The organism is Tamlana crocina (assembly GCA_040429635.1).
Classification (GTDB): Bacteria; Bacteroidota; Bacteroidia; order Flavobacteriales; family Flavobacteriaceae; genus Flavisericum; species Flavisericum crocinum.
In genome coordinates, this window is record CP158972.1 from 2,240,839 (window position 1) to 2,260,664 (window position 19,826).

The 19,826-nt window shown below is 37.3% G+C and carries 23 protein-coding genes; 2 read left to right on the forward strand and 21 right to left on the reverse strand.

What is annotated here, in order from left to right:
- Positions 1 to 25 precede the first annotated feature (25 nt).
- From leuD to ABI125_09985, 4 genes are all read right to left on the reverse strand, one after another.
- Entirely contained in the window at positions 26 to 625 is a 600-nt protein-coding gene (gene leuD, locus ABI125_09970) for a 3-isopropylmalate dehydratase small subunit (GenBank protein XCF05050.1), read from the reverse strand.
- A 53-nt stretch (positions 626 to 678) separates the two neighbouring features.
- Positions 679 to 2,082, reverse strand: coding sequence for a 3-isopropylmalate dehydratase large subunit (gene leuC, locus ABI125_09975; protein ID XCF05051.1), 1,404 nt, complete (start codon positions 2,080 to 2,082; stop codon positions 679 to 681).
- 219 nt (positions 2,083 to 2,301) lie between these two features.
- Positions 2,302 to 2,688 carry a hotdog domain-containing protein gene (locus ABI125_09980; protein XCF05052.1) on the reverse strand — a complete coding sequence of 129 codons (387 nt, stop codon included), beginning with the start codon at positions 2,686 to 2,688 and terminating at the stop codon, positions 2,302 to 2,304.
- Between the two features lie 140 nt (positions 2,689 to 2,828).
- Positions 2,829 to 3,716 (reverse strand): DUF72 domain-containing protein, encoded by an 888-nt coding sequence (locus ABI125_09985; protein XCF05053.1) that lies wholly within the window; start codon positions 3,714 to 3,716, stop codon positions 2,829 to 2,831.
- Positions 3,717 to 3,845: 129 nt separating this feature from the next.
- Here ABI125_09985 and ABI125_09990 point away from each other — a divergent pair, with 129 nt between their 5' ends.
- On the forward strand, positions 3,846 to 4,262 hold the full coding sequence (locus ABI125_09990; GenBank protein ID XCF05054.1) for a glyoxalase: 417 nt from the start codon (positions 3,846 to 3,848) through the stop codon (positions 4,260 to 4,262).
- A gap of 7 nt (positions 4,263 to 4,269) precedes the next feature.
- Positions 4,270 to 4,716 (forward strand): hypothetical protein, encoded by a 447-nt coding sequence (locus tag ABI125_09995; protein ID XCF05055.1) that lies wholly within the window; start codon positions 4,270 to 4,272, stop codon positions 4,714 to 4,716.
- Here the strand turns inward: ABI125_09995 and ABI125_10000 are convergent.
- From ABI125_10000 to ABI125_10080, 17 genes are all read right to left on the reverse strand, one after another.
- Positions 4,709 to 5,389, reverse strand: a complete 681-nt coding sequence (locus ABI125_10000) for a DUF2461 domain-containing protein (protein XCF05056.1) — start codon at positions 5,387 to 5,389, stop codon at positions 4,709 to 4,711. The genes ABI125_09995 and ABI125_10000 overlap by 8 nt on opposite strands.
- Before the next feature lie 79 nt (positions 5,390 to 5,468).
- Entirely contained in the window at positions 5,469 to 6,023 is a 555-nt protein-coding gene (locus ABI125_10005; protein ID XCF05057.1) for a hypothetical protein, read from the reverse strand.
- A 43-nt stretch (positions 6,024 to 6,066) separates the two neighbouring features.
- Positions 6,067 to 6,291 (reverse strand): hypothetical protein, encoded by a 225-nt coding sequence (locus ABI125_10010; protein ID XCF05058.1) that lies wholly within the window; start codon positions 6,289 to 6,291, stop codon positions 6,067 to 6,069.
- Between the two features lie 119 nt (positions 6,292 to 6,410).
- On the reverse strand, positions 6,411 to 6,917 hold the full coding sequence (locus ABI125_10015) for a Dps family protein (protein ID XCF05059.1): 507 nt from the start codon (positions 6,915 to 6,917) through the stop codon (positions 6,411 to 6,413).
- Between the two features lie 169 nt (positions 6,918 to 7,086).
- Positions 7,087 to 7,866, reverse strand: a complete 780-nt coding sequence (locus ABI125_10020; protein XCF05060.1) for a tRNA pseudouridine synthase A — start codon at positions 7,864 to 7,866, stop codon at positions 7,087 to 7,089.
- Positions 7,867 to 7,881: 15 nt separating this feature from the next.
- Positions 7,882 to 8,475, reverse strand: coding sequence for a bifunctional phosphoribosyl-AMP cyclohydrolase/phosphoribosyl-ATP diphosphatase HisIE (gene hisIE, locus ABI125_10025; GenBank protein XCF05061.1), 594 nt, complete (start codon positions 8,473 to 8,475; stop codon positions 7,882 to 7,884).
- 58 nt (positions 8,476 to 8,533) lie between these two features.
- Positions 8,534 to 9,289, reverse strand: a complete 756-nt coding sequence (gene hisF / locus ABI125_10030; GenBank protein ID XCF05062.1) for an imidazole glycerol phosphate synthase subunit HisF — start codon at positions 9,287 to 9,289, stop codon at positions 8,534 to 8,536.
- Between the two features lie 52 nt (positions 9,290 to 9,341).
- A complete protein-coding gene (hisA, locus tag ABI125_10035; protein XCF05063.1) occupies positions 9,342 to 10,073 on the reverse strand; it encodes a 1-(5-phosphoribosyl)-5-[(5-phosphoribosylamino)methylideneamino]imidazole-4-carboxamide isomerase in 732 nt (243 codons plus the stop codon).
- Positions 10,074 to 10,116: 43 nt separating this feature from the next.
- Positions 10,117 to 10,473, reverse strand: a complete 357-nt coding sequence (locus tag ABI125_10040; protein ID XCF05064.1) for a four helix bundle protein — start codon at positions 10,471 to 10,473, stop codon at positions 10,117 to 10,119.
- A gap of 14 nt (positions 10,474 to 10,487) precedes the next feature.
- Positions 10,488 to 11,081, reverse strand: coding sequence for an imidazole glycerol phosphate synthase subunit HisH (hisH, locus tag ABI125_10045; GenBank protein XCF05065.1), 594 nt, complete (start codon positions 11,079 to 11,081; stop codon positions 10,488 to 10,490).
- A 65-nt stretch (positions 11,082 to 11,146) separates the two neighbouring features.
- Positions 11,147 to 12,283 carry a bifunctional histidinol-phosphatase/imidazoleglycerol-phosphate dehydratase HisB gene (gene hisB / locus ABI125_10050; protein XCF05066.1) on the reverse strand — a complete coding sequence of 379 codons (1,137 nt, stop codon included), beginning with the start codon at positions 12,281 to 12,283 and terminating at the stop codon, positions 11,147 to 11,149.
- Positions 12,284 to 12,369: 86 nt separating this feature from the next.
- Positions 12,370 to 13,416: a histidinol-phosphate transaminase gene (hisC, locus tag ABI125_10055; protein ID XCF05067.1), complete on the reverse strand. Its 1,047-nt coding sequence runs from the start codon at positions 13,414 to 13,416 to the stop codon at positions 12,370 to 12,372.
- 106 nt (positions 13,417 to 13,522) lie between these two features.
- A complete protein-coding gene (hisD, locus tag ABI125_10060) occupies positions 13,523 to 14,806 on the reverse strand; it encodes a histidinol dehydrogenase (GenBank protein XCF05068.1) in 1,284 nt (427 codons plus the stop codon).
- Between the two features lie 121 nt (positions 14,807 to 14,927).
- Positions 14,928 to 15,785 (reverse strand): ATP phosphoribosyltransferase, encoded by an 858-nt coding sequence (hisG, locus tag ABI125_10065; protein XCF05069.1) that lies wholly within the window; start codon positions 15,783 to 15,785, stop codon positions 14,928 to 14,930.
- Between the two features lie 321 nt (positions 15,786 to 16,106).
- A complete protein-coding gene (locus ABI125_10070) occupies positions 16,107 to 16,922 on the reverse strand; it encodes a prohibitin family protein (protein XCF05070.1) in 816 nt (271 codons plus the stop codon).
- 45 nt (positions 16,923 to 16,967) lie between these two features.
- Entirely contained in the window at positions 16,968 to 17,738 is a 771-nt protein-coding gene (locus ABI125_10075; GenBank protein XCF05071.1) for an SDR family oxidoreductase, read from the reverse strand.
- Positions 17,739 to 17,746: 8 nt separating this feature from the next.
- The gene (locus ABI125_10080; GenBank protein ID XCF05072.1) at positions 17,747 to 19,690 is read right to left on the reverse strand and encodes a VWA domain-containing protein; all 1,944 of its coding nucleotides are present in this window, start codon (positions 19,688 to 19,690) and stop codon (positions 17,747 to 17,749) included.
- Between the last annotated feature and the right edge of the window lie 136 nt (positions 19,691 to 19,826).

Here is a 19,826-nt window from a genome sequence, read left to right on the forward strand (position 1 = left end):
GAATAGGCTTTATTAATGGTTTAGCTTAAAAAGGTCTGGTTTCACCAAAAGAAGCAATCTCTTCTTTCATGTTTTGCAAATAGTCGATATCATCGAAACCATTTAACATATTTCCTTTTTTGTAACCATTGATATCGAATGATTCTGATTCGCCAGTAGCCAATAAAGTTACGGTTTGGTTTGGCAAATCTACTTTAATTTCTGTTTTAGGATCGGCCTCAATGGCATCAAACAACTTTTGAGCAAATTCTGCAGAAACCTGAACTGGCAATACACCAATATTTAAACAATTGTTTTTAAAGATATCTGCAAATGCGGATGAAATTACACAACGTAAACCAAAATCGTAAACCGACCATGCCGCGTGCTCTCTTGAAGACCCCGAACCAAAGTTCTTGCCTCCAACTAATATTTTCGAACCTTCGTATTTTGAATCGTTTAAAGGAAAATCTGCAATAGGATTCCCTTCTGAATCGTACCTCCAATCGCGGAAAAAGTTATCTCCAAATCCTTTACGCTCCGTAGCTTTAAGGAAACGTGCAGGAATAATTTGATCGGTATCTACGTTTTCTATCGGTAAAGGATACGCTGTACTGGTTAATACTTCAAATTTATCGTAAGCCATAATGTCTAGTATTCAGTCTGCCAATTAATTTTCGGCAGTAATTCTTTTTAATTTTAAACTAATTCTAATAACGTTCTTGGATCGGTTACCACACCTTCAACAGCCGTAGCCGCAGCTACAAGTGGAGATGCCAATAACGTTCTTGAACCTGGTCCTTGACGCCCTTCAAAATTACGGTTAGACGTTGAAACCGCAAGTTTACCGGCAGGAACCTTATCATCGTTCATTGCTAAACACGCTGAACAGCCTGGCTCTCTTAATACAAAACCAGCGGCTTCCAATATTTTATCTAAACCTTCTTCTTTTATTTGATCGACCACTTTATGCGATCCAGGCACCAACCAAGCCGTAATATTGTCGGCTTTTTTACGTCCTTCTACAATAGAACAAAATGCTCTAAAATCTTCAATTCGTCCGTTGGTACATGATCCTAAGAAAACGTAATCAACAGGTTTCCCTATCATGCTATCGCCTTCGTTAAATTTCATGTAACCTAAAGATTTCTTATAGGTATTTACATTACCTTCAACCTCTTCAGCCTTTGGGATTGAATTAGTCACACCTAAGCCCATGCCCGGGTTGGTTCCGTAGGTAATCATAGGCTCAATATCGGCAGCGTCATAGTTGAACTCTGCGTCGAATTCAGCACCTTCTTCAGTGTAAAGGGTTTGCCAATATTCCATGGCTTTATCCCAATCGGCACCTTTAGGTGTGTGCTTTCTTCCTTTAATATACTCGAAAGTTTTCTCGTCTGGAGCAATCATTCCGCCACGGGCACCCATTTCAATAGAAAGGTTACAAACCGTCATACGGCCTTCCATAGACATATCTTCAAACACATCTCCAGCATATTCAACAAAATAACCTGTTGCACCAGATGTGGTTTGTTGTGCAATAATGTAAAGTGCCACATCTTTTGGAGTAACACCAAAACCTAACTTTCCGTTTACGTTAATACGCATCTTTTTAGGTTTAGGCTGCATGATGCATTGCGTAGACAACACCATTTCTACTTCCGATGTACCGATACCAAATGCAATAGCACCAAAAGCACCGTGTGTTGAAGTATGCGAATCACCACAAACAATAGTTGATCCTGGTAAAGTAATACCATTTTCAGGCCCTACAATATGAACAATACCATTGTTTCTATGCCCTAACCCCCAATGCGAAATACCATACTCAGCTGCATTGTTAGCCAAAGCCTCAAGCTGATTGGCCGAAAGTGGATCAGCAACTGGTAAATGCTGGTTCCAAGTTGGCGTATTGTGGTCTGCAGTAGCAAAAGTTTTTTCGGGGTACATCACTCCAATCCCTCTGCTTTTTAAACCTACAAAAGCCACAGGACTAGTAACTTCATGTATAAAATGACGATCTATAAAAAATACATCCGGACCATCCTCTATTTTTCTAACAACATGTGAATCCCACACTTTGTCGAACAACGTCTTACTCATATTATGTTTTATTTAATTTTTATGTCTTAAAAGAATATACTTTTGGGCTTTGATGAAAACGCCAAAATGCCTGCAAATTTACGAAAAACTGTTTGTTTTTTAAACATCTTGCTGAAATTAACCCCCAACATCAATTGTTTTTAAATAATTATTAATGGATTTAGAAATAATCAATAATTTTTTAACGGAACCGCTATATGGTTATAAATTTTAAAGCGCTTAGTTCAATCGGTCAGATACGTATTCCACTTTGGTTTTTCCGTGTGGTTTGGCCTTACCGTCTTCCCCCAAATTCACCATTACAATATTTGATATGGTAATAATGGTTTCGTGGGTCATTTTGTTTCTTACCTCGCAGCTAAGCACCAAAGACGCCTTACCAAATTTAACCACCTCAATGCCAATTTCAACAATATCACCTTGTTTTGCCGAGGCTTTAAAGTCTATTTCACTCATAAATTTGGTCACCACTTTTTGGTTTTCCAACTGGATGATGGTGTACAAAGCGGCTTCTTCGTCTATCCACTCCAATAATCGGCCGCCAAATAAAGTACCATTGGCGTTTAAATCTTCGGGTTTAACCCATTTTCTTGTATGAAATCTCATGTGTTTGTTGTCTTGTTTTTAATAAAATATTTTTACATTTTGATAAAATTCTGGTTCTCGATACAAATTTTTCTCATTTCATTCGAAAAATTCACTCGAACTGACGTCTTGGCAAATTTAATGTTCAAAATCTACCACTGTCAAAATAATTCTTGTTGCTCTTTTTCGTTCGGAATTTTAAGCTGATATCCCAATTCATCATTCAACTTTTTAATAAAATATGCCGAAAGCAAAGGCGATTCCTTTTCAATATTTTGATGGGTGAAAAAATCAATTTCCTTAATGCCTTGTGCTTTCCAAGTTTTTAACCGCTCTACCCAATCATCCAATCTGCTGTAATCGGTGGGGTGGTTCGCGCCTACGTAGCGCACAAAAGCCGTTGGGTTGGTAAGGCGCATGTGCATCAAATCGCGACGGCCTGCAGTATCGACAATCACATTCGAAATGTTATGGCTTTCCAAAAGCTGAAATAAATCCTCTGCAACCTTATTGTCGTTATACCAATCGGTATGCCTAAACTCGACCGCTAACGGAATTTCCTTTGGCCAATTTTCTACAAAGTCCACCACCCTATCAAAATCCTTCGGTGCAAAATTATTGTGCATTTGTAAAAAAACGGTGCCCAGTTTCTCCTTAAGGTTGGAGGCATTGTAAAGGTAATTTTCAACTACCTCCTTTGTATCGTTCAATCGTTTCCAGTGGCTAATTTCCTGATTTAGCTTCGGGAAAAATTTAAAACCCTCTGGCGTTTTGTCGTGCCAAGTGGAAAACTGTTCCGCAGGGAAAATCCTGTAAAACGTGGCATTTAGCTCAATAGCATTGAATTGCGACGAGTAATACCCCAACTCATCCTTAGTCCCGCGCGGGTAAAATCCTTTTAAATCGGCACGGTTCCACTTAGCACATCCCACATAAATTTCGGGCACATTGTCATCCTTCACTTTATTTAATACCGTTTTGGTTTTCGGGTGGTCTTTCGGTAAAGTAAAATCGATTTGTTCTGGATGTTCAACGCTTCCAAACTTCATGTTATCAATAGGTTTGTATGGTTGAGTAAAAGTAGAAAAATAGAATTGTTAATAAACTGGTTGATAATAATAAAATACGATGCCCAAATAGCTTTTTATAATATTTAACTTTATTGAAAACTTTCCAAAATGAACACTCGACAATCCCAAATTAAAAGTATTCGTCCAGAAATTTTAAGCAACACTATTAACGACAACATGAGCAGCGACGAGCGCTTTCAGAATCTCGTTTTACGCCCTGTCATTAAATTTCAAAACGATTTATTCATTGAAGTTTTCAGGAATTATGTGGCTAAGCACAAATCGGTTTTTTACGACTTGTCTTTGGAAAAGCGACAACTCTATATTGAAAATGCCATCCAAAAAGACATGAAGTTTAGAAACTCATTGAAAGGAATGGTTATTGGGCAATTTACGGTTGAAGAATATTTGGTTTACATTGAAAACTCATCGGCACTGAACAAACGTATGATGAACATCGTCAAGGAACGGCTTTTAAGCCAAATCCAATTGTTTGAAAAGCCGGAATATTTAAAAGCCGTTTAGCATTTAAATGACCACAAAGCAACAGCTTCTGCAAATTTGTAACGAGCGGATAGACAAACGTGTTAACGATTACAAAGAAGAGATTAATTTAATAAAAGAATCTATTGAAAGTAATGACAAGGGCGATTCTGAAGACGACGATTCTGGCAACGGCAAGCTGTTAAACGACCTCGAAAAAAACATGGGTTATTTAAACGATGCGCAACAAGCCAAAGCATTTTTAAAACAAATTAAGCTCAACGTAAGTACAACCTACGCGGCACTGGGCAGCATTGTTAAAACCAAACAAATGAATTTTTTCCTCTCTACAAGTATTGGAAAAATTGAATTGGGTAACGAGGTTTATTACGCCATTTCTTTAAGGTCGCCCATTGGCCAATTGCTAAAAAACAAATCTAAAAAGGATCGTTTTGAGTTTAACCAAACCAAATACGTCATTACTGAAATTATATAACCGACACACCGTTTAAATCGGTAGTGAGTACATCGCTCATGTAATCGAAAAAAGGACGCACGGCTTTAAAAGAAGTATCCACTTCGTTTAAAAACCCGGAATCCATTACTTCGTCATCGGTGTATTTTTTTGTGAAGATGTATTGTTTTTTCTTGATTAAATCGATAGATGGATGTTCTTTACTGAAGCCTTTGGGTGCGGTTTTAACCTCGTCACCCACAAAGGCATCGCCCCAAACACTATTGAATTTTTTATTGGCTAAAATATCCCGGATTTCGGCATCGTCCATTTCAAATTCCTTCCGGATTCGAAGCAAATCCTCTTTAGCGGGCTCCCAAAACCCGGTGGCCAAAAAACTCTCGTTATTGGGTTGGATGTGCAGATAGTAACCACCTCGCAATTTTGGTTTTGTCCGGTGGAACGAACCTCCGAAATGTGTTTTATAAGGCAACTTATTTTTTGAAAAACGAACATCTCTGTAAATTCTAAATATTTTGAGTTTATCGATATCGTCATGTTTATTCAGGTTTTCAAAAATAGCATTGTAAAAGGCCTTTACCTCTTTTTCAACCGATTTGAATTCAGCCTTATTTTCATTGAACCAATCCCGATTGTTGTTTTTTTCTAATTTATTTAAAAAGGTGAAAACCGACTTTGAAATTACAACACTCATAACAATATTTTTAATTGTACTAAAATACAAAAAGTCCCGACCTAGTCGAGACTTTTCTTTTCATATTGTGTTTACTTGATTAAAGGCTACCCTTAGTGTAAATTTTTGTTTTTATTTGGTTGGACGTTTCATCGTAATATTCAATTACAAAATCACCGTTTTTATTGAAATACCCTATACCATTTTGCACTTCACCACTTATAATGTAGTTGCCTCTAGATTGGGTTGTCCATGCGCTTCCTATTTCAACAAACTGATTGTTGTCATTATCAAAAGCAATATCAAAACCTCGGCTATTTGGCGTAAATTTGTACTGCCCATCATCGTTCACAAAATGTGTGGTTTTGGTCAGCAAATCAAATTCTGAATCGTTATCATCATCAACCATCAACATTTTCTCCACTTTTTTGGTGGATTTAACACGCTGTTGATTGACCTTCTTTTTGTCCTTTTCGTCAAGTTTTACATCGGCCGTTTCTCGGGTTACCACTTTTACTTTTTTCTCGGTAGTAGCCTCACCGTCATCATATTTAACGGTTTTAACTTGAGTTTCCTGTTTTACTTCTTTTGGAGTTTCTTGTGCCCAGGCTGTAGTAAAAACAGACATGGCCAATATATATGCTAAATTTTTCATCTTTATTTTTTTATATTAAAAGTTGCTTGATTTTAACCTAAAATTATTTTTGTGATTCTTCCTTGGTCTCTTCGATTTCATCTTCAACATCTTCCAAGGCATCTTGCACATCGTCTGATATTTCTTTAGAGTTGTCTTTAATTTCGGTTTTCACCTCTTCAATGGCGCTTTCTATTTTTTCGTCTGCTGTTTTCTTTTCATCTCTACAACCCACAAAAACGGTTGATAAAACGAACAAAAACATTAAACTAATTAGCGTCTTTTTCATGATTTTTGATTTTAAAAGTTACCTTTCTAAATTACTAGATCTTACCATTTAAGATTGCTTTGATTCAAACAAATAGGAACTCATTTGAACGGAACAACCTTTAAATTCTAAATTGTTTTTTAGGATATTTCGACCACTTTTTCCTTTAAAGTAGCTGTTGAATCTTTATTCCACGCATCGAGCATCCAACTGTGTTTTTCCAGTTCCCTGATGTATGCGCCAATTAAATCGACCGTACCTTCGTCTGAAACACTATTGGCCACATCGACCACTTTCGACATTTGTTTTAATAGTTTTTTGTGATCCTTTAATGTTTCGGTAATCATGTCAGTATCCGATTTCAACGGTACTTCTTCGGTGATAGATGATACTTTTAGGTAATCTTCCAATTTACTCATGGGATGGTATCTTAATGTCAAGATACGCTCGGCAATTTCATCGATTTTCACCTTGGCATCGTTGTACAATTCTTCAAACTTCAAATGCAAATCGAAAAAGTTTTTACCAAGAATATTCCAATGGTTGCTTCTTAATTTTTGATAATAAATGTGGTAATCCGCTAACAAAATATTGAGCTCAACAACCACTTTTAAAAGTTCTTCATCTTTCATATTCAAATAGTTCATAATATTTTGATTTTTAAATTTTTCTATTATCAAACTATGAAGGATAGGACTAAAAAGTCAAGTGCTTTAACAGGCTTTAACCCAATAGGCGGCGCATTAACATAAATTTATGTTAACAAAATTGGGGGTTGTTAAAAGTTTTAAGGGGAGTTAAGAAGAAAAAAATGCTTTATTCGAAATCGATTTTATTCAAAATCAACCCGGAAGCGGGTGCGATATAATTCATTTTTAAGTTGCTATCGGGCTGCAAACTAGTTTCGATATCGTTCAGCGAAAGTTTGCCTTTGCCCAAATCAATAAGCGTGCCCATCATTAACCGAATTTGGTTGCGCATAAACCCTTTGCCCCGAACACGCAATAAATATGTTTTTTCAGGAAAGTAATTGGCCGTGTACAACGTGTTTTCTACAATTTCGCAGGTCAATATTTTTCTGTTATAAACACCCGTTTCTGATGGTTTGTAACAATAGGATTTTAGGTAATGTTCACCTTCAAATAACTTGGCGCCCTGTTTCATAATATCAACATCCAATTCATCTAAAATGGTAGTCATTATGGGGGCACAAAACGGATGGCATTTTTCGCCATAGGTAAACAAATACAGGTATTCCTTTACTTTAGAGTGGTTGATGATATTGAATTTCTTATCGACTTCTTTAATACTCAAGGCCCGAATATCTTGCGGCAGATTGTAATTGAACCATTTTAGGAAGTACTCTTGATCTTCAATGGGTTCTTCCAAAAACAATTCAAAGGCCGCCTGCTCTGCCGAAACCATGGCATCGGTCCTACCTGAAGTTAAAGTCTTAAAAGGTTTACCTTCAAGCACATAATTCATGGTACGATCTACCATAAGATGCAATGTTTTTACATCTGGTTGTTTTTGCCATCCATGAAAACGATAGCCCAAATACTGGATCTTGATTAAGTAGAAGAACTTTTTATTCAAAACGGAACAATAGTTTTACTTGTGCCTTCCTTTTAGTTCGTTTTCAATATCCTTTAAGGTAAACCCTTTGGCTTGAAGCAGCATTAAATAATGAAATAATAAATCGGCCGATTCGTAAAGAAACAACTCGTCATTATTATCCATGGCTTCAATCACCGTTTCCACAGCTTCCTCGCCTACTTTTTGGGCAACTTTATTGATGCCTTTTGAAAATAGGCTCGCCACATAAGATTTGTTGGTGTCTTTATTGGCAACACGTTCTGCAATCACATCTTCTAAAGTTGAAAAGAACCCGTAGGAAGGTTTATTGTCTTCTCCCCAACAATTACCGGTACCTTTATGGCAAGTAGGCCCAGCTGGATTTACTCGAACCAAAAGGGTGTCGTTATCGCAGTCGTTCTTTATATCAACAAGATTTAGAAAGTTTCCGCTTTCTTCACCTTTGGTCCAAAGACGTTTTTTACTTCTGCTGTAAAAAGTCACCTTTTGGGTTTCCAATGTTTTTTGATAAGCCTCCTCATTCATATAGCCCAACATCAAAACGTTTTTTGTTGAAGCATCCTGAATAATAGCAGGTACTAAACCGTGAGCATCGTATTTTATAGTCATAATTATCTTTTGCCGTTCATTTTAAGAGATTAGTTCGACGTTCCTCTATGAAGTGACGTTATAATCGCACTTCAATATTATGTTTTTTCAACTTTTTTTTTAATTCTGGGATGGGGATTTCACCGAAATGAAAAACACTGGCGGCCAAAGCGGCATCAGCTTTTCCTTCAATAAATGTATCGGCAAAATGCTGTACATTTCCTGCACCACCCGATGCAATAATAGGAATATTTAATTCGGTGGACAATTTAGCCAAGGCCTTATTGGCAAATCCGTTTTTTGTACCATCATGATCCATACTAGTAAATAAAATTTCACCAGCGCCACGTTCTTCAACTTCTTTTGCCCATTCGAACAAATCGATTTCGGTGGGAATGGTTCCTCCCGCCAAATGTACTTTCCAGTTGCCATCAATTTGTTTGGCATCAATAGCCACCACTACGCATTGGCTCCCAAATTTATCAGCTAGTTCATTAACCAATTCCGGACGTTTCACTGCCGAAGAATTAATGGACACCTTATCAGCACCACATTGTAACAAATCGTCAACATGTTCCACACTCGAAATACCTCCACCAACCGTAAAAGGAATGTTCACTTGTTCGGCAACACGTAAAACCATATCCAAAGTGGTGGCACGTCCTTCTAAGGTGGCCGAAATATCTAAAAACACCAGTTCGTCGGCTCCAACTTCAGCATATTGCTTCGCCAACTCTACTGGGTCGCCGGCATCGCGTAAATCCACAAAGTTGACTCCTTTAACGGTTCGTCCGTTTTTAATATCCAAACAGGGAATAATTCGTTTTGTAAGCATTCAAAATTCTTTTTATAATTTCCGATACTGCGGAAATAGAAAAACAAGTCATTTAGACAAATTTTTCTAATTGCTGTAAACTGATTTTATTTTCGTAAATCGCTTTGCCGATGATGACACCTTCACAGCCCAATTCCTTTAAAACAGGCAACTCATCAATATGTGAAATTCCGCCGGAAGCAATTAATTTTATGGATTGTTTGCTCGAGTTACTGCATTCTGAAATGATTTGTTTGTACAAATCTACCGACGGCCCTTGAAGCATACCGTCTTTTGCTATGTCGGTACAAATTACATACTGAATACCTTTTTTTTGGTAACCTTTTATAAACGAAATCAACTCTAGCGAACTCTCTTCCTGCCAGCCACTTATGGCTATTTTTCCATTATTGCAATCGGCTCCGAGTATAATTTTCTCGCTGCCGTATTTGTTTATCCAACCTTCAAAAGTTTTGGCGTCCTTAACAGCAATACTTCCTCCGGTAATCTGCCGAGCACCAGAATTAAAAGCAATGTGTAAATCTTCATTAGATTTTAAACCTCCACCAAAATCGATTTTCAATTTGGTTTTTGTGGCTATCTGTTCCAACACTTTGTAATTCACAATATGTTGCGCTTTAGCGCCATCCAAATCCACTAAATGTAAATATTGAATGCCCGCTCCTTCGAACATTTTGGCTACTTCCAACGGATTTTCGTTATATACTTTTTTGGTGTCGTAATCTCCCTTTGTTAATCGGACACATTTTCCGTCAATTATATCGATGGCTGGTATGATTCTCATTGTTAATATTAAATATTTGATATTAAAAGTTAGAAGTCTCCTCCTAATTCTTTTGATTTTTCTTTGCCGTATTTATTGATGCAACAGTAATGGCCAAAAGTTCTTTACCTTCACCTATTAACTTTAAAATTTCACCTTTCTGTTCTGGTAAAATCTCTTCAAAAATTTCTAACCAATAAACGCTTTCGTCAGCTTCTTCTTCTACGATTTTTAACTTATTGATAAAATCTGCCGTTGACTTTGCTCTTTGCGATGCACGATAATTGGCACCCACCGAACTCGAACTCCTAATTAATTGATTGACAAAAGCATTATATTCTCTCGATTTTGGAACTTTAAAACAAAACGTCCAACAATCTAAAGCAAACCTTTTTGTTCTTTCAATTAATTGATTTTTCATTAAACTTTTAATATTTAACCTTTAACATCTAACTTTAAAAAGTTCTTTAATATTTTAGCGCCCTCGTTACCACTTTTTTCTGGGTGGAATTGTACACCATAAAAATTATTGTGTTGCAATGCCGAAGCGTAATTGATACCATAATCGGTTTTGGCGATAGTCTCATCGCAGTGTTCTGCGTAGTAACTGTGCACCAAATACATGTATTCGTTTTCGTTGATACCCTTAAATAAATCGGATTTTAATTCTTTAATCACGTTCCAGCCCATCTGAGGCACTTTCACATCATTCGAAAAGCGTTTTACGTTGGTTTGAAAAATACCCAAACCTTCAGTGTCACCTTCTTCGGTATGCTTGCACAGTAACTGCATGCCCAAACAGATTCCTAAAACGGGCTGTTTTAAAGTAGGAATGAGTGTATCTAAGCCGCTTTCCTTTAGCATTTTCATAGCCGAACTGGCTTCCCCAACACCTGGAAAAATCACTTTGTCGGCCGATTTTATTTCTTCAGGATTGTTGGATAATATCGCATCAACCCCCAATCGCCTAAAAGCGAATTGAATACTTTTGATGTTTCCCGCTCCGTAATCAATAATTACTAATTTCATTTCTATTTGTTGTTGGTTGCTAGTTGTTTGTTGCTGTTTGTTGACTGTACAAAAGCAAATAAATATTACAGCATCCCTTTTGTTGATGGTAAAAACATTTTGTTGGCATCACGTTTTACCGCCATTTTCATTGCTTTGGCAAAAGCTTTAAAAATGCCTTCAATTTTATGGTGCTCATTTACGCCCTCTGCTTTTATATTTAAATTACATTTAGCCCCATCGGTAAACGATTTAAACAAATGGAAAAACATTTCTGTGGGCATATCGCCGATTTTTTCGCGCTTAAATTCGGCATCCCATTCCAACCAATTTCTTCCTCCAAAATCTACCGCCACTTGCGCTAGGCAGTCGTCCATGGGCAAACAGAATCCGTAACGTTCAATTCCTAATTTATTTCCTAAAGCTTTGTTGAACAATTCGCCCAAAGCAATCATGGTATCTTCAATAGTGTGGTGCTCGTCCACCTCCAAGTCCCCATTCACTTTAATAGTCAAGTCCATTGCGCCATGTCTACCAATTTGATCAAGCATGTGGTCGAAAAATGATAATCCGGTATCGATATCATTTTTTCCCGAACCATCTAAATTCAATTTGATATAAATTTGGGTTTCGTTGGTATTACGGGTAATTTCTGCAACTCTATCGTTAAGTTTTAAAAACTCGTAAATTTCTTGCCAATCGGTGCTGGTCAAAGCGATACAATTTAGAATGTCTTGCTTATCTGTTTCTATTTCATCGGCACCCAATTCTGGATCTTCAGATAGATAGATTCCTTTAGCGCCCAAGTTTTTGGCCAACTCCATGTCGGTAATTCGATCGCCCAAAACAAACGAATTTTCCAAATCGTATTCTTCCGAAAAATACTTCGTCAATAGTCCGGTTCTTGGTTTACGCGTGGGCGCATTTTCATGCGGAAATGTTTTGTCGATGAAGATTTCAGAAAACTCAACGCCTTCCTTCTTAAACGCATTGATGATTTTATTTTGCGCCGGCCAAAAGGTGTCTTCCGGAAACGAATCGGTTCCCAGCCCGTCTTGATTGGTCACCATAACGAGTTCAAAATCCAATTCAGCAGCAATTTTTGCCATGTATTGAAACACTTTTGGGTAAAATTCCAGCTTTTCTAAACTATCCAATTGATAATCTACTGGTGGTTCTAAAACCAATGTGCCGTCGCGATCTATAAATAGTACTTTTTTCATGCTAAAGCCCCTCCTAACCTCCCCATTTCGACTGCGCTCAATGCAAGCTCGGGGAGGAACTTTTACTCGGGTGTGTAAAAGTTAGTTTATTTTAATTCTTTTAAAGCTTTTATCAATTCCTCATTCTCATTCGTCGTTCCCACGGTAAAACGCAGTGTGTTTTCACAAAGCGGCTGGGTGGTTCTGTTTCTAATTACAATACCTTTTTTCAGCAACTCATTGTATCGTTTTGTCGCATCATCTACCCGCGCTAAAACAAAATTTGCTTCGGTTGGAAAAATGGTTTCGACAAAACTAATGGTTTTAAGCGCTTCAATTAGTTTTGCTCTTTCGTTTAATACTGAATTCACCTCAGAACTAACGGCATCTAAATCTGAAACACGCTCCAAAGCTCTTTTTTGAGTTAATTCGTTAACGTTGTATGGCGGTTTAATTTTATTTAAAACGGAAACAATTTCTGCGGAAGCATAACAAAGTCCCAAACGTACCCCTGCCAAACCATAAGCTTTGGAGAGGGTTTGGGTAACAATTAAGTTGGGGTAATTTGATAATTCTGAAATCCAACTTTCTTGATTCGAAAAATCGATATACGCCTCGTCAATAACAACCAAACCATTAAACTTTTCAAGCAGGGTTTTGATTTTTTCTGAAGCAATGACATTACCCGTTGGATTATTTGGTGAGCAAATAAATAACAATTTTGAATTATTGTCAATCGCCTTTAAAATCGCATCAACATCGGGCTGAAAATCGACATTCAACTCTACCTTACGCTCTTCAATTTCATTAAGATTTGCAAGCACTGTGTACATCCCATAAGTAGGCGGCAAAGTAATGATGTTATCTATTTTTGGGTCGCAAAATGCCCTGAATAATAAATCTAAAACTTCATCGCTGCCATTTCCGAGTAAGATTTGATCTTCGGAAACGTTTTTTTGCTCTGCCAAAACCGCTTTCAATCGACGTTGCAGCGGATCAGGATAACGATTAATCCCTGTTTCAAACGGGTTTTCATTAGCATCTAAAAAAATCATTTTAGAGCCGTCTGAAACGTATTCGTCACGTGCGGAACTGTAAGCCTTCATGGCTTTTACATTCTCGCGAATTATATTTTGTAAATTGAATTTATTCATTTCTCTAGTGCCGTCCCGATAATTATCCGGCTATTTTAGCATCTTAAAATTTTAGTGCCAATATTTATAGGCTTCGACTGCGCTCAGCCTGACATAGTAAAACGTTTTACTTTAAATCTTTTAATCGAATACTCACGGCATTTCTATGCGCCTGTAAACCTTCGGCCTCTGCCATGAGTTCAATGGTTTCTCCGATATTAAAAATACCTTCCTTTGATATTTTTTGGAAGGTCATACTCTTTTGAAAACTATCTAGATTCACCCCCGAATACGCTTTGCTAAATCCGTTGGTGGGTAAAGTATGGTTGGTGCCCGATGCGTAATCGCCAGCACTTTCGGGTGTGTAATTGCCTATAAATACAGAGCCGGCATTACTGATGCCATTTACATACAAATCTTCATTTTGGCTACAAACGATAAAATGCTCTGGGCCATATTCGTCAATCATTTCAAGGGCCGTTTCATCATTTCTGACATAAATCAGTTTTGAATTAGCTATTGCCTTTTCAGCAATGGCTTTACGTGGCAACACATTCAGTTGTGTTTCAACTTCTTTGGAAACGTTTTCAATCAACGCGTTCGATGTCGATACCAAAATCACTTGACTATCTGTACCGTGTTCGGCTTGACTCAACAGATCAGAAGCGATATAAGCGGCGTTTGCAGAATCGTCGGCCACAACCAATAGCTCGCTAGGCCCGGCAGGCATGTCGATAGCCACACCAAATTTAGTAGCCAATTGTTTGGCAACGGTAACAAACTGGTTACCCGGACCAAATATTTTATAAACTTGTGGGATGGATTCTGTGCCGAAAGTGAGTCCGGAAATAGCTTGAATTCCCCCTACTTTTATGATTTTTGTAACCCCACAAAGATGTGCGGCAAACAAAATTTCTGGCGCCAAATCCCCTTTTTTATTGGGTGGTGAGCACAGAACAATCTCTTTACAGCCGGCTATTTGAGCTGGTACGGTCAACATTAAAACGGTTGAAAATAAAGGGGCGGTCCCGCCAGGAATGTACAAGCCCACTTTTTGAATGGGACGTTTCTCTTGCCAGCACAGAACCCCGTTGGTGGTTTCAACTTCAACCTTTTCGGTTTTTTGGGCACGGTGAAAAGCCTCAATGTTTTGTTTGGCCTGATTTATGGCTTTTTTAAGGTTTTCAGGTACTTGGGTAATAGCTTCCTGTATTTCAGCTTCCGAAACTACATTATTGTTTAAAGCGATGCCATCAAATTTTTCGGTATATGCTTTTATAGCTTTATCGCCATTCTCACGCACTTCCGCAAACACCTCATTAACGATACCTTCAATATCGCCAACGGTTTGCGTAGGCCGTTTTAAAATATCGGCCCAAGTATTTTTATTTGGATTATTAATTATTTGCATTGAAACCTCTCTTTTTCAATTCCACGAAGGTGAAAATCTTTTAAAGTTATAAAGCTAAAAATGAGATTCTAAAAAGACACTTCGACTGCGCTCAGTGTGACAATTCAGAATAAAAAACTAATTACAGCACCATTTTTTCAATTGGGCAAACCAAAATCCCTTGAGCGCCTTTAGCTTTTAAATCGTCAATAACTTCCCAGAATTCGTTTTTATTGATTACCGAATGGATTGAGCTCCACCCCTCTTCGGCCAAAGGCAATACGGTTGGGCTTTTCATTCCCGGTAAAATATCAATAATATCCTGAACCTTATCATTCGGAGCATTAAGCAAAACATACTTGGAACTTCTTCCTTTTAAAACCGACTGGATCCTAAACTGAATTTTATCTAAAATAGCTTGTTTTTCAGCGCTCAACACAGGTGAAACCGCCAAAACAGCTTCCGATTTCAAAATGGTCTCTACCTCTTTCAAGTTGTTTTTAAACAAGGTACTGCCGCTCGATACAATATCGACAATAGCATCTGCCAAACCAATATTTGGTGCAATTTCAACCGAACCATTAATAATGTGCAAATTGGCATTGACATTGTTTTTATCTAAAAACGATTGTACGGTATTTGGGTACGATGTTGCGATACGCTTACCTTCCAAATCTTTGATGCCATTATAGTTATCGCCCTTTGGTACGGCTATACAAACGCGGCAACTAGAAAAGCCAAGCTTTTCAACCACATTAATACCTTCTCCTTTTTCTACCAAAACGTTTTCGCCTATAATCGCGGCATCAACCACACCATCCTTTAAATACTGCGGAATATCGCCATTTCGTAAGTAAAACACTTCGACTGGAAACCCTTTTGCCGAAGCTTTTAATTGATCAATTCCGTTATCGATATAAATACCGATGTCTTTTAAAATTTGCATCGAGTCTTCGTTTAACCTACCCGATTTTTGTACTGCAACTCTTAATTTGTTCATTTCTTTAATTTAAAAGGTTATCCGTTTACGGGATAGATTCCCGTTTTCACGGGAATGAAAAAACCCGTTCGATTGTCTCAAACGGGTTTAAAATATGTTGAATTTATTCAATACATCTTCACTTCGCTTGAGAGCCAATTTGAAAATGATGATGTGTATGAATAAAAGTCATGTACTTTATTTTGTTGTGATGCAAATATCAAAAATTTATACTAAAAACACCAAATATTAAAGAGGATTCTTAAAACATTTTTTCAATATTGATATTTAGCAATAAAAATTTAAATTATTCTTAAAAGAAAAACCTAAACATTGAATTGTTTATTGATTTCCTAAAATGATAGGCATGCCACTATCGCCCGAACCGATAACAATCACTTTGCTATTCGAGGATTCCGACAATTTTATGGTGGCATCAATACCTTTGTCTTGTAAAATTTTATCGGTTAGCGATGCACTTAAAATACGGTTGGCATCTGCTTTACCTTGGGCCTCGATACGCACTTTTTCGGCTTCTTTTTCAGCAGTTACCAATCTAAATTCGTACTCTAACGATTCTTGCTCCTGCTTTAATTTACGTTCAATGGCATCTTTAATGGTTGGTGGCAGCGTTACGTCACGAACCAAAACTTCGTTCAATTGAATGTATTGGTCGTCCACAATTTTTTGGGTTTCCTCAAAAATTTCTTGTTGAATGGCATCACGCTTACTAGAATACAATTGCTCTGGCGTATAGCGCCCCACCACACTACGTGCCGCCGAACGAATGGCCGGCAACAATACACGATCTATATATTGTTCACTTTTTTCTTGGTGCAGTTTGCCCAAATCGTTATATGAAGGCTGAAACCAAACGGAAGCCTCCAGTTTGATATCCAGCCCATTGGATGACAAGACATTCATCTTTTCCATACGCTCTTGTTGACGTACTTCATAAACATAAACTTTGTTCCAGGGCGCTACAATATGAAACCCTTCTCCCAATGGCGGCTCGTCGGTAACTACACCTCCTCCAAAAGTTTTATACAGTACGCCAGCTTCACCCGAACCTATGGTTACGGCTGATTTGGTTAAAATGATTATTAAAACAATGGCACCGACTACAAAAGGCAGTGCTATTTTAGGTAATTTTTCCATGTTATCTTTATATTAAATTAGTCAGCTGTTTTTTGTAATGTACTCTTAGAGCTTCCCCTGGTTTACTAATTGCCCACCATCAATGGTTAAAAGTTGCCCGGATGTGGTTTGGGCATCGACCGCCAAATAAATAACCCCCTTTGCAATATCTTCGGGCAATGAGGTTTTGTTTATTAAAGAAGCTTTTTCAATATTTTCCTTTACGGCATCATATCGTTCTCCCAAAAAGCCCTTAGTCCATCTTGTTTGAATAAACCCGGGACAAACACCATTAACCCTGACTTCTGGTGATAGCGCATGCGCCAATGATAAGGTCATTGTTGAAAGCGCTCCTTTAGAAGCTGCATAAGCTATTGAACTCCCCACACCAGATATGGCGCTAATGGATGATATATTAACAATAGCGCCCTGGCTCTTTTTTAAGTGAGCAGAAGTAAATTTTACCATTTGATACGCTCCAACAACATTAACCTCATAAAGATCCTGAAAATCCTTTTTACTTAATCCTTCCAGATCGTTATAATCGCAAAACCTTGTGGCTCCAGCGTTATTTACCAAAGCATCAATTCTCCCAAAAGCTTGAACGGTTTCTTCAACCATTCGTTTACAGTCAGCTTCATTTGCCACATTCGCCTTGCATAGCAATACCTCCACTCCTAGTGATTTACATGTTTTAACAACCTCTAAAGCACTGTCTTTGCTCTTAGAATAATTAACAACTACATTCCACCCTCTTTTAGCAAATTCAATACACGATGCAGCACCAACACCAGATGCCGACCCTGTAACCAAAGCTGTTTTATTTTCGTTGTCCATTAACTTTTTTATATTAATCCGTTATATTTTCTTAAAAACCACTCCAAACCTAGGCTTAACGCCAAAATGGCCAAAAGATATTTCCAATCTACCAAAGGTATGGTTTTTTTTACGCTTTTTTGTAATGGAGCAAAACGTTTATCGTTCAACAAATCGCCAAAAACTTGATTTGAATTCTCAATAAAATAACTTGCCCCTGAGCTGTTTTCGGCCAATTGTTTCAGTTTATTGACATCAGCGTTTAAAAATTGCTGCTCCACATTATATTCTGAAATTTGAAAACTTCCAGATTTCGATAGGTTTTCTCCTTGAACACGTACGGTAAAACTATATCCGGAAGGAGGCAACCCGCTCAAATCTACTTGGTAATTGTTGTTTTTTAAAACGAACGGTACTGTTTTGCTTTCATTTGTGGAGTTGTTTGTAACGGTAATTTCGAGCGATTTCCTAGCATCAAAAATATAGTTTTTATCGAAAAACTCAGCTTTGACAACTACATTGCCGCCGCCCATAAAAACCGATTCGTAATCTATATTCAATCTACTTTTAGGTTTGTCCGTGGACAAATACTGAACGAGCTTACCCAAAAAACCGTCAAATTGGTTAAATGATTGTTGGCTCAAAAAACTTTGTGCCCGCCACTGCCAAATGTTTTCACCAAGTAAGACCGCTTGCCTTCTATTATCTTTTTCGAAAGTGGCCAATAGCGGACTTCCCGTTGAAATACCATTAATAGTTTTATTCAAAATAGTTTCGAAAGGCACAAAAAAATTGATTTGACTGTAATTTGAATACAGTGGCGGAAAATCTTCAAAACCGATGTCTTGTACTAAAAAAGGTGTGTAATTTCTGTTCGATTCAGCTTGATAATCTTCCGTTTGGTTGATGATTTCAAAAGTGAAATTTTTATTGGCACTGTTTAAAAAATTCAAGTCGGTTTTTGGGCCAACAACGATAAATTGATTTTTGCTTTCAGCATCTAATTGCTCAAACAAATACTTGAACTTATTGTTTGGTTGATATATAATAAATGACTGAAAATCATTTATTTCAATATTTTTTAATTCTGAATTAAAAATTGAAACAGAACGTTGTTCATTGGTTTCAATAGCTTTTTTTAACGCTCCTAAATCAGGATGGATGATGTCGCTTACAATGGCTATTTTTATCTTTTGATTTAAGACTTCAACAGTGAAATTTCTCGAATTATTTACTTTGTTTTTTTCATCACCCAAAGGCACTAAAGTCGCTTTGTAATTCACTAGGCCAATACTACTGGCTGGTAAATTTAAGTTAACGATTTTAGAATTTTCATATTTTGAAAAGCCAACCACCTCCGAATGCACAATAGTGTTTCCTCTGCTAATTTCAAACTTAGAACGCACGTTGTCATTTCCGCTGTAAACCAAAATGGCTTCAACCGGGAACTTGTTTTTATGATATGCGTATTTATTGACGTTGAGTTGTTGAATCTTCAAATCGGTGTGCTGAACGGTATCGCCTAGAATAATGGGGAACACGGGCTGCTTATACTGACTGCTTATGAATTGATAATCATTCCCGAAAGTCTGATTACCATCTGAAATCAATAAGGTTGGCGTTGTGGTTTGCTTATAAATTTGCGCCAATTGCTTAAAAGCGTCATAAATATTGGTTTCTTCTTCAGCAAAAGATAGTGAATCACTAGCTTTTAACGATTCGCCAAAAGTGTAAAACTCAATATTGAATTTATCGTTTAACGACTGGTTTTCAGCAATACTATTAATAAAACGTTCGGCTTTTTCTCTTTGGTTAAGATGGTTAATGGAACTGGAATTATCAACAGCAACCACTAAATTAGGCTTTTCAATAAACATTGAAACCTTATCAAAACTCGGGTTGATTAATAACAGTATTACCGCTAATACCGTTACAAACCTTAAAAAAAAGAAAAGCATGCCTAATCTGGTCATGCTTTTCTCTTTATATCTATACTGAAAATATGCAAAAACAAAAGCTATAATTCCAGCAAGAATAATATAAACTATTGTTTCTGTTTGCATTTAAAATCTTTGCTTTCTGTTTAATTGAATAGAACTTCCTCTTAGC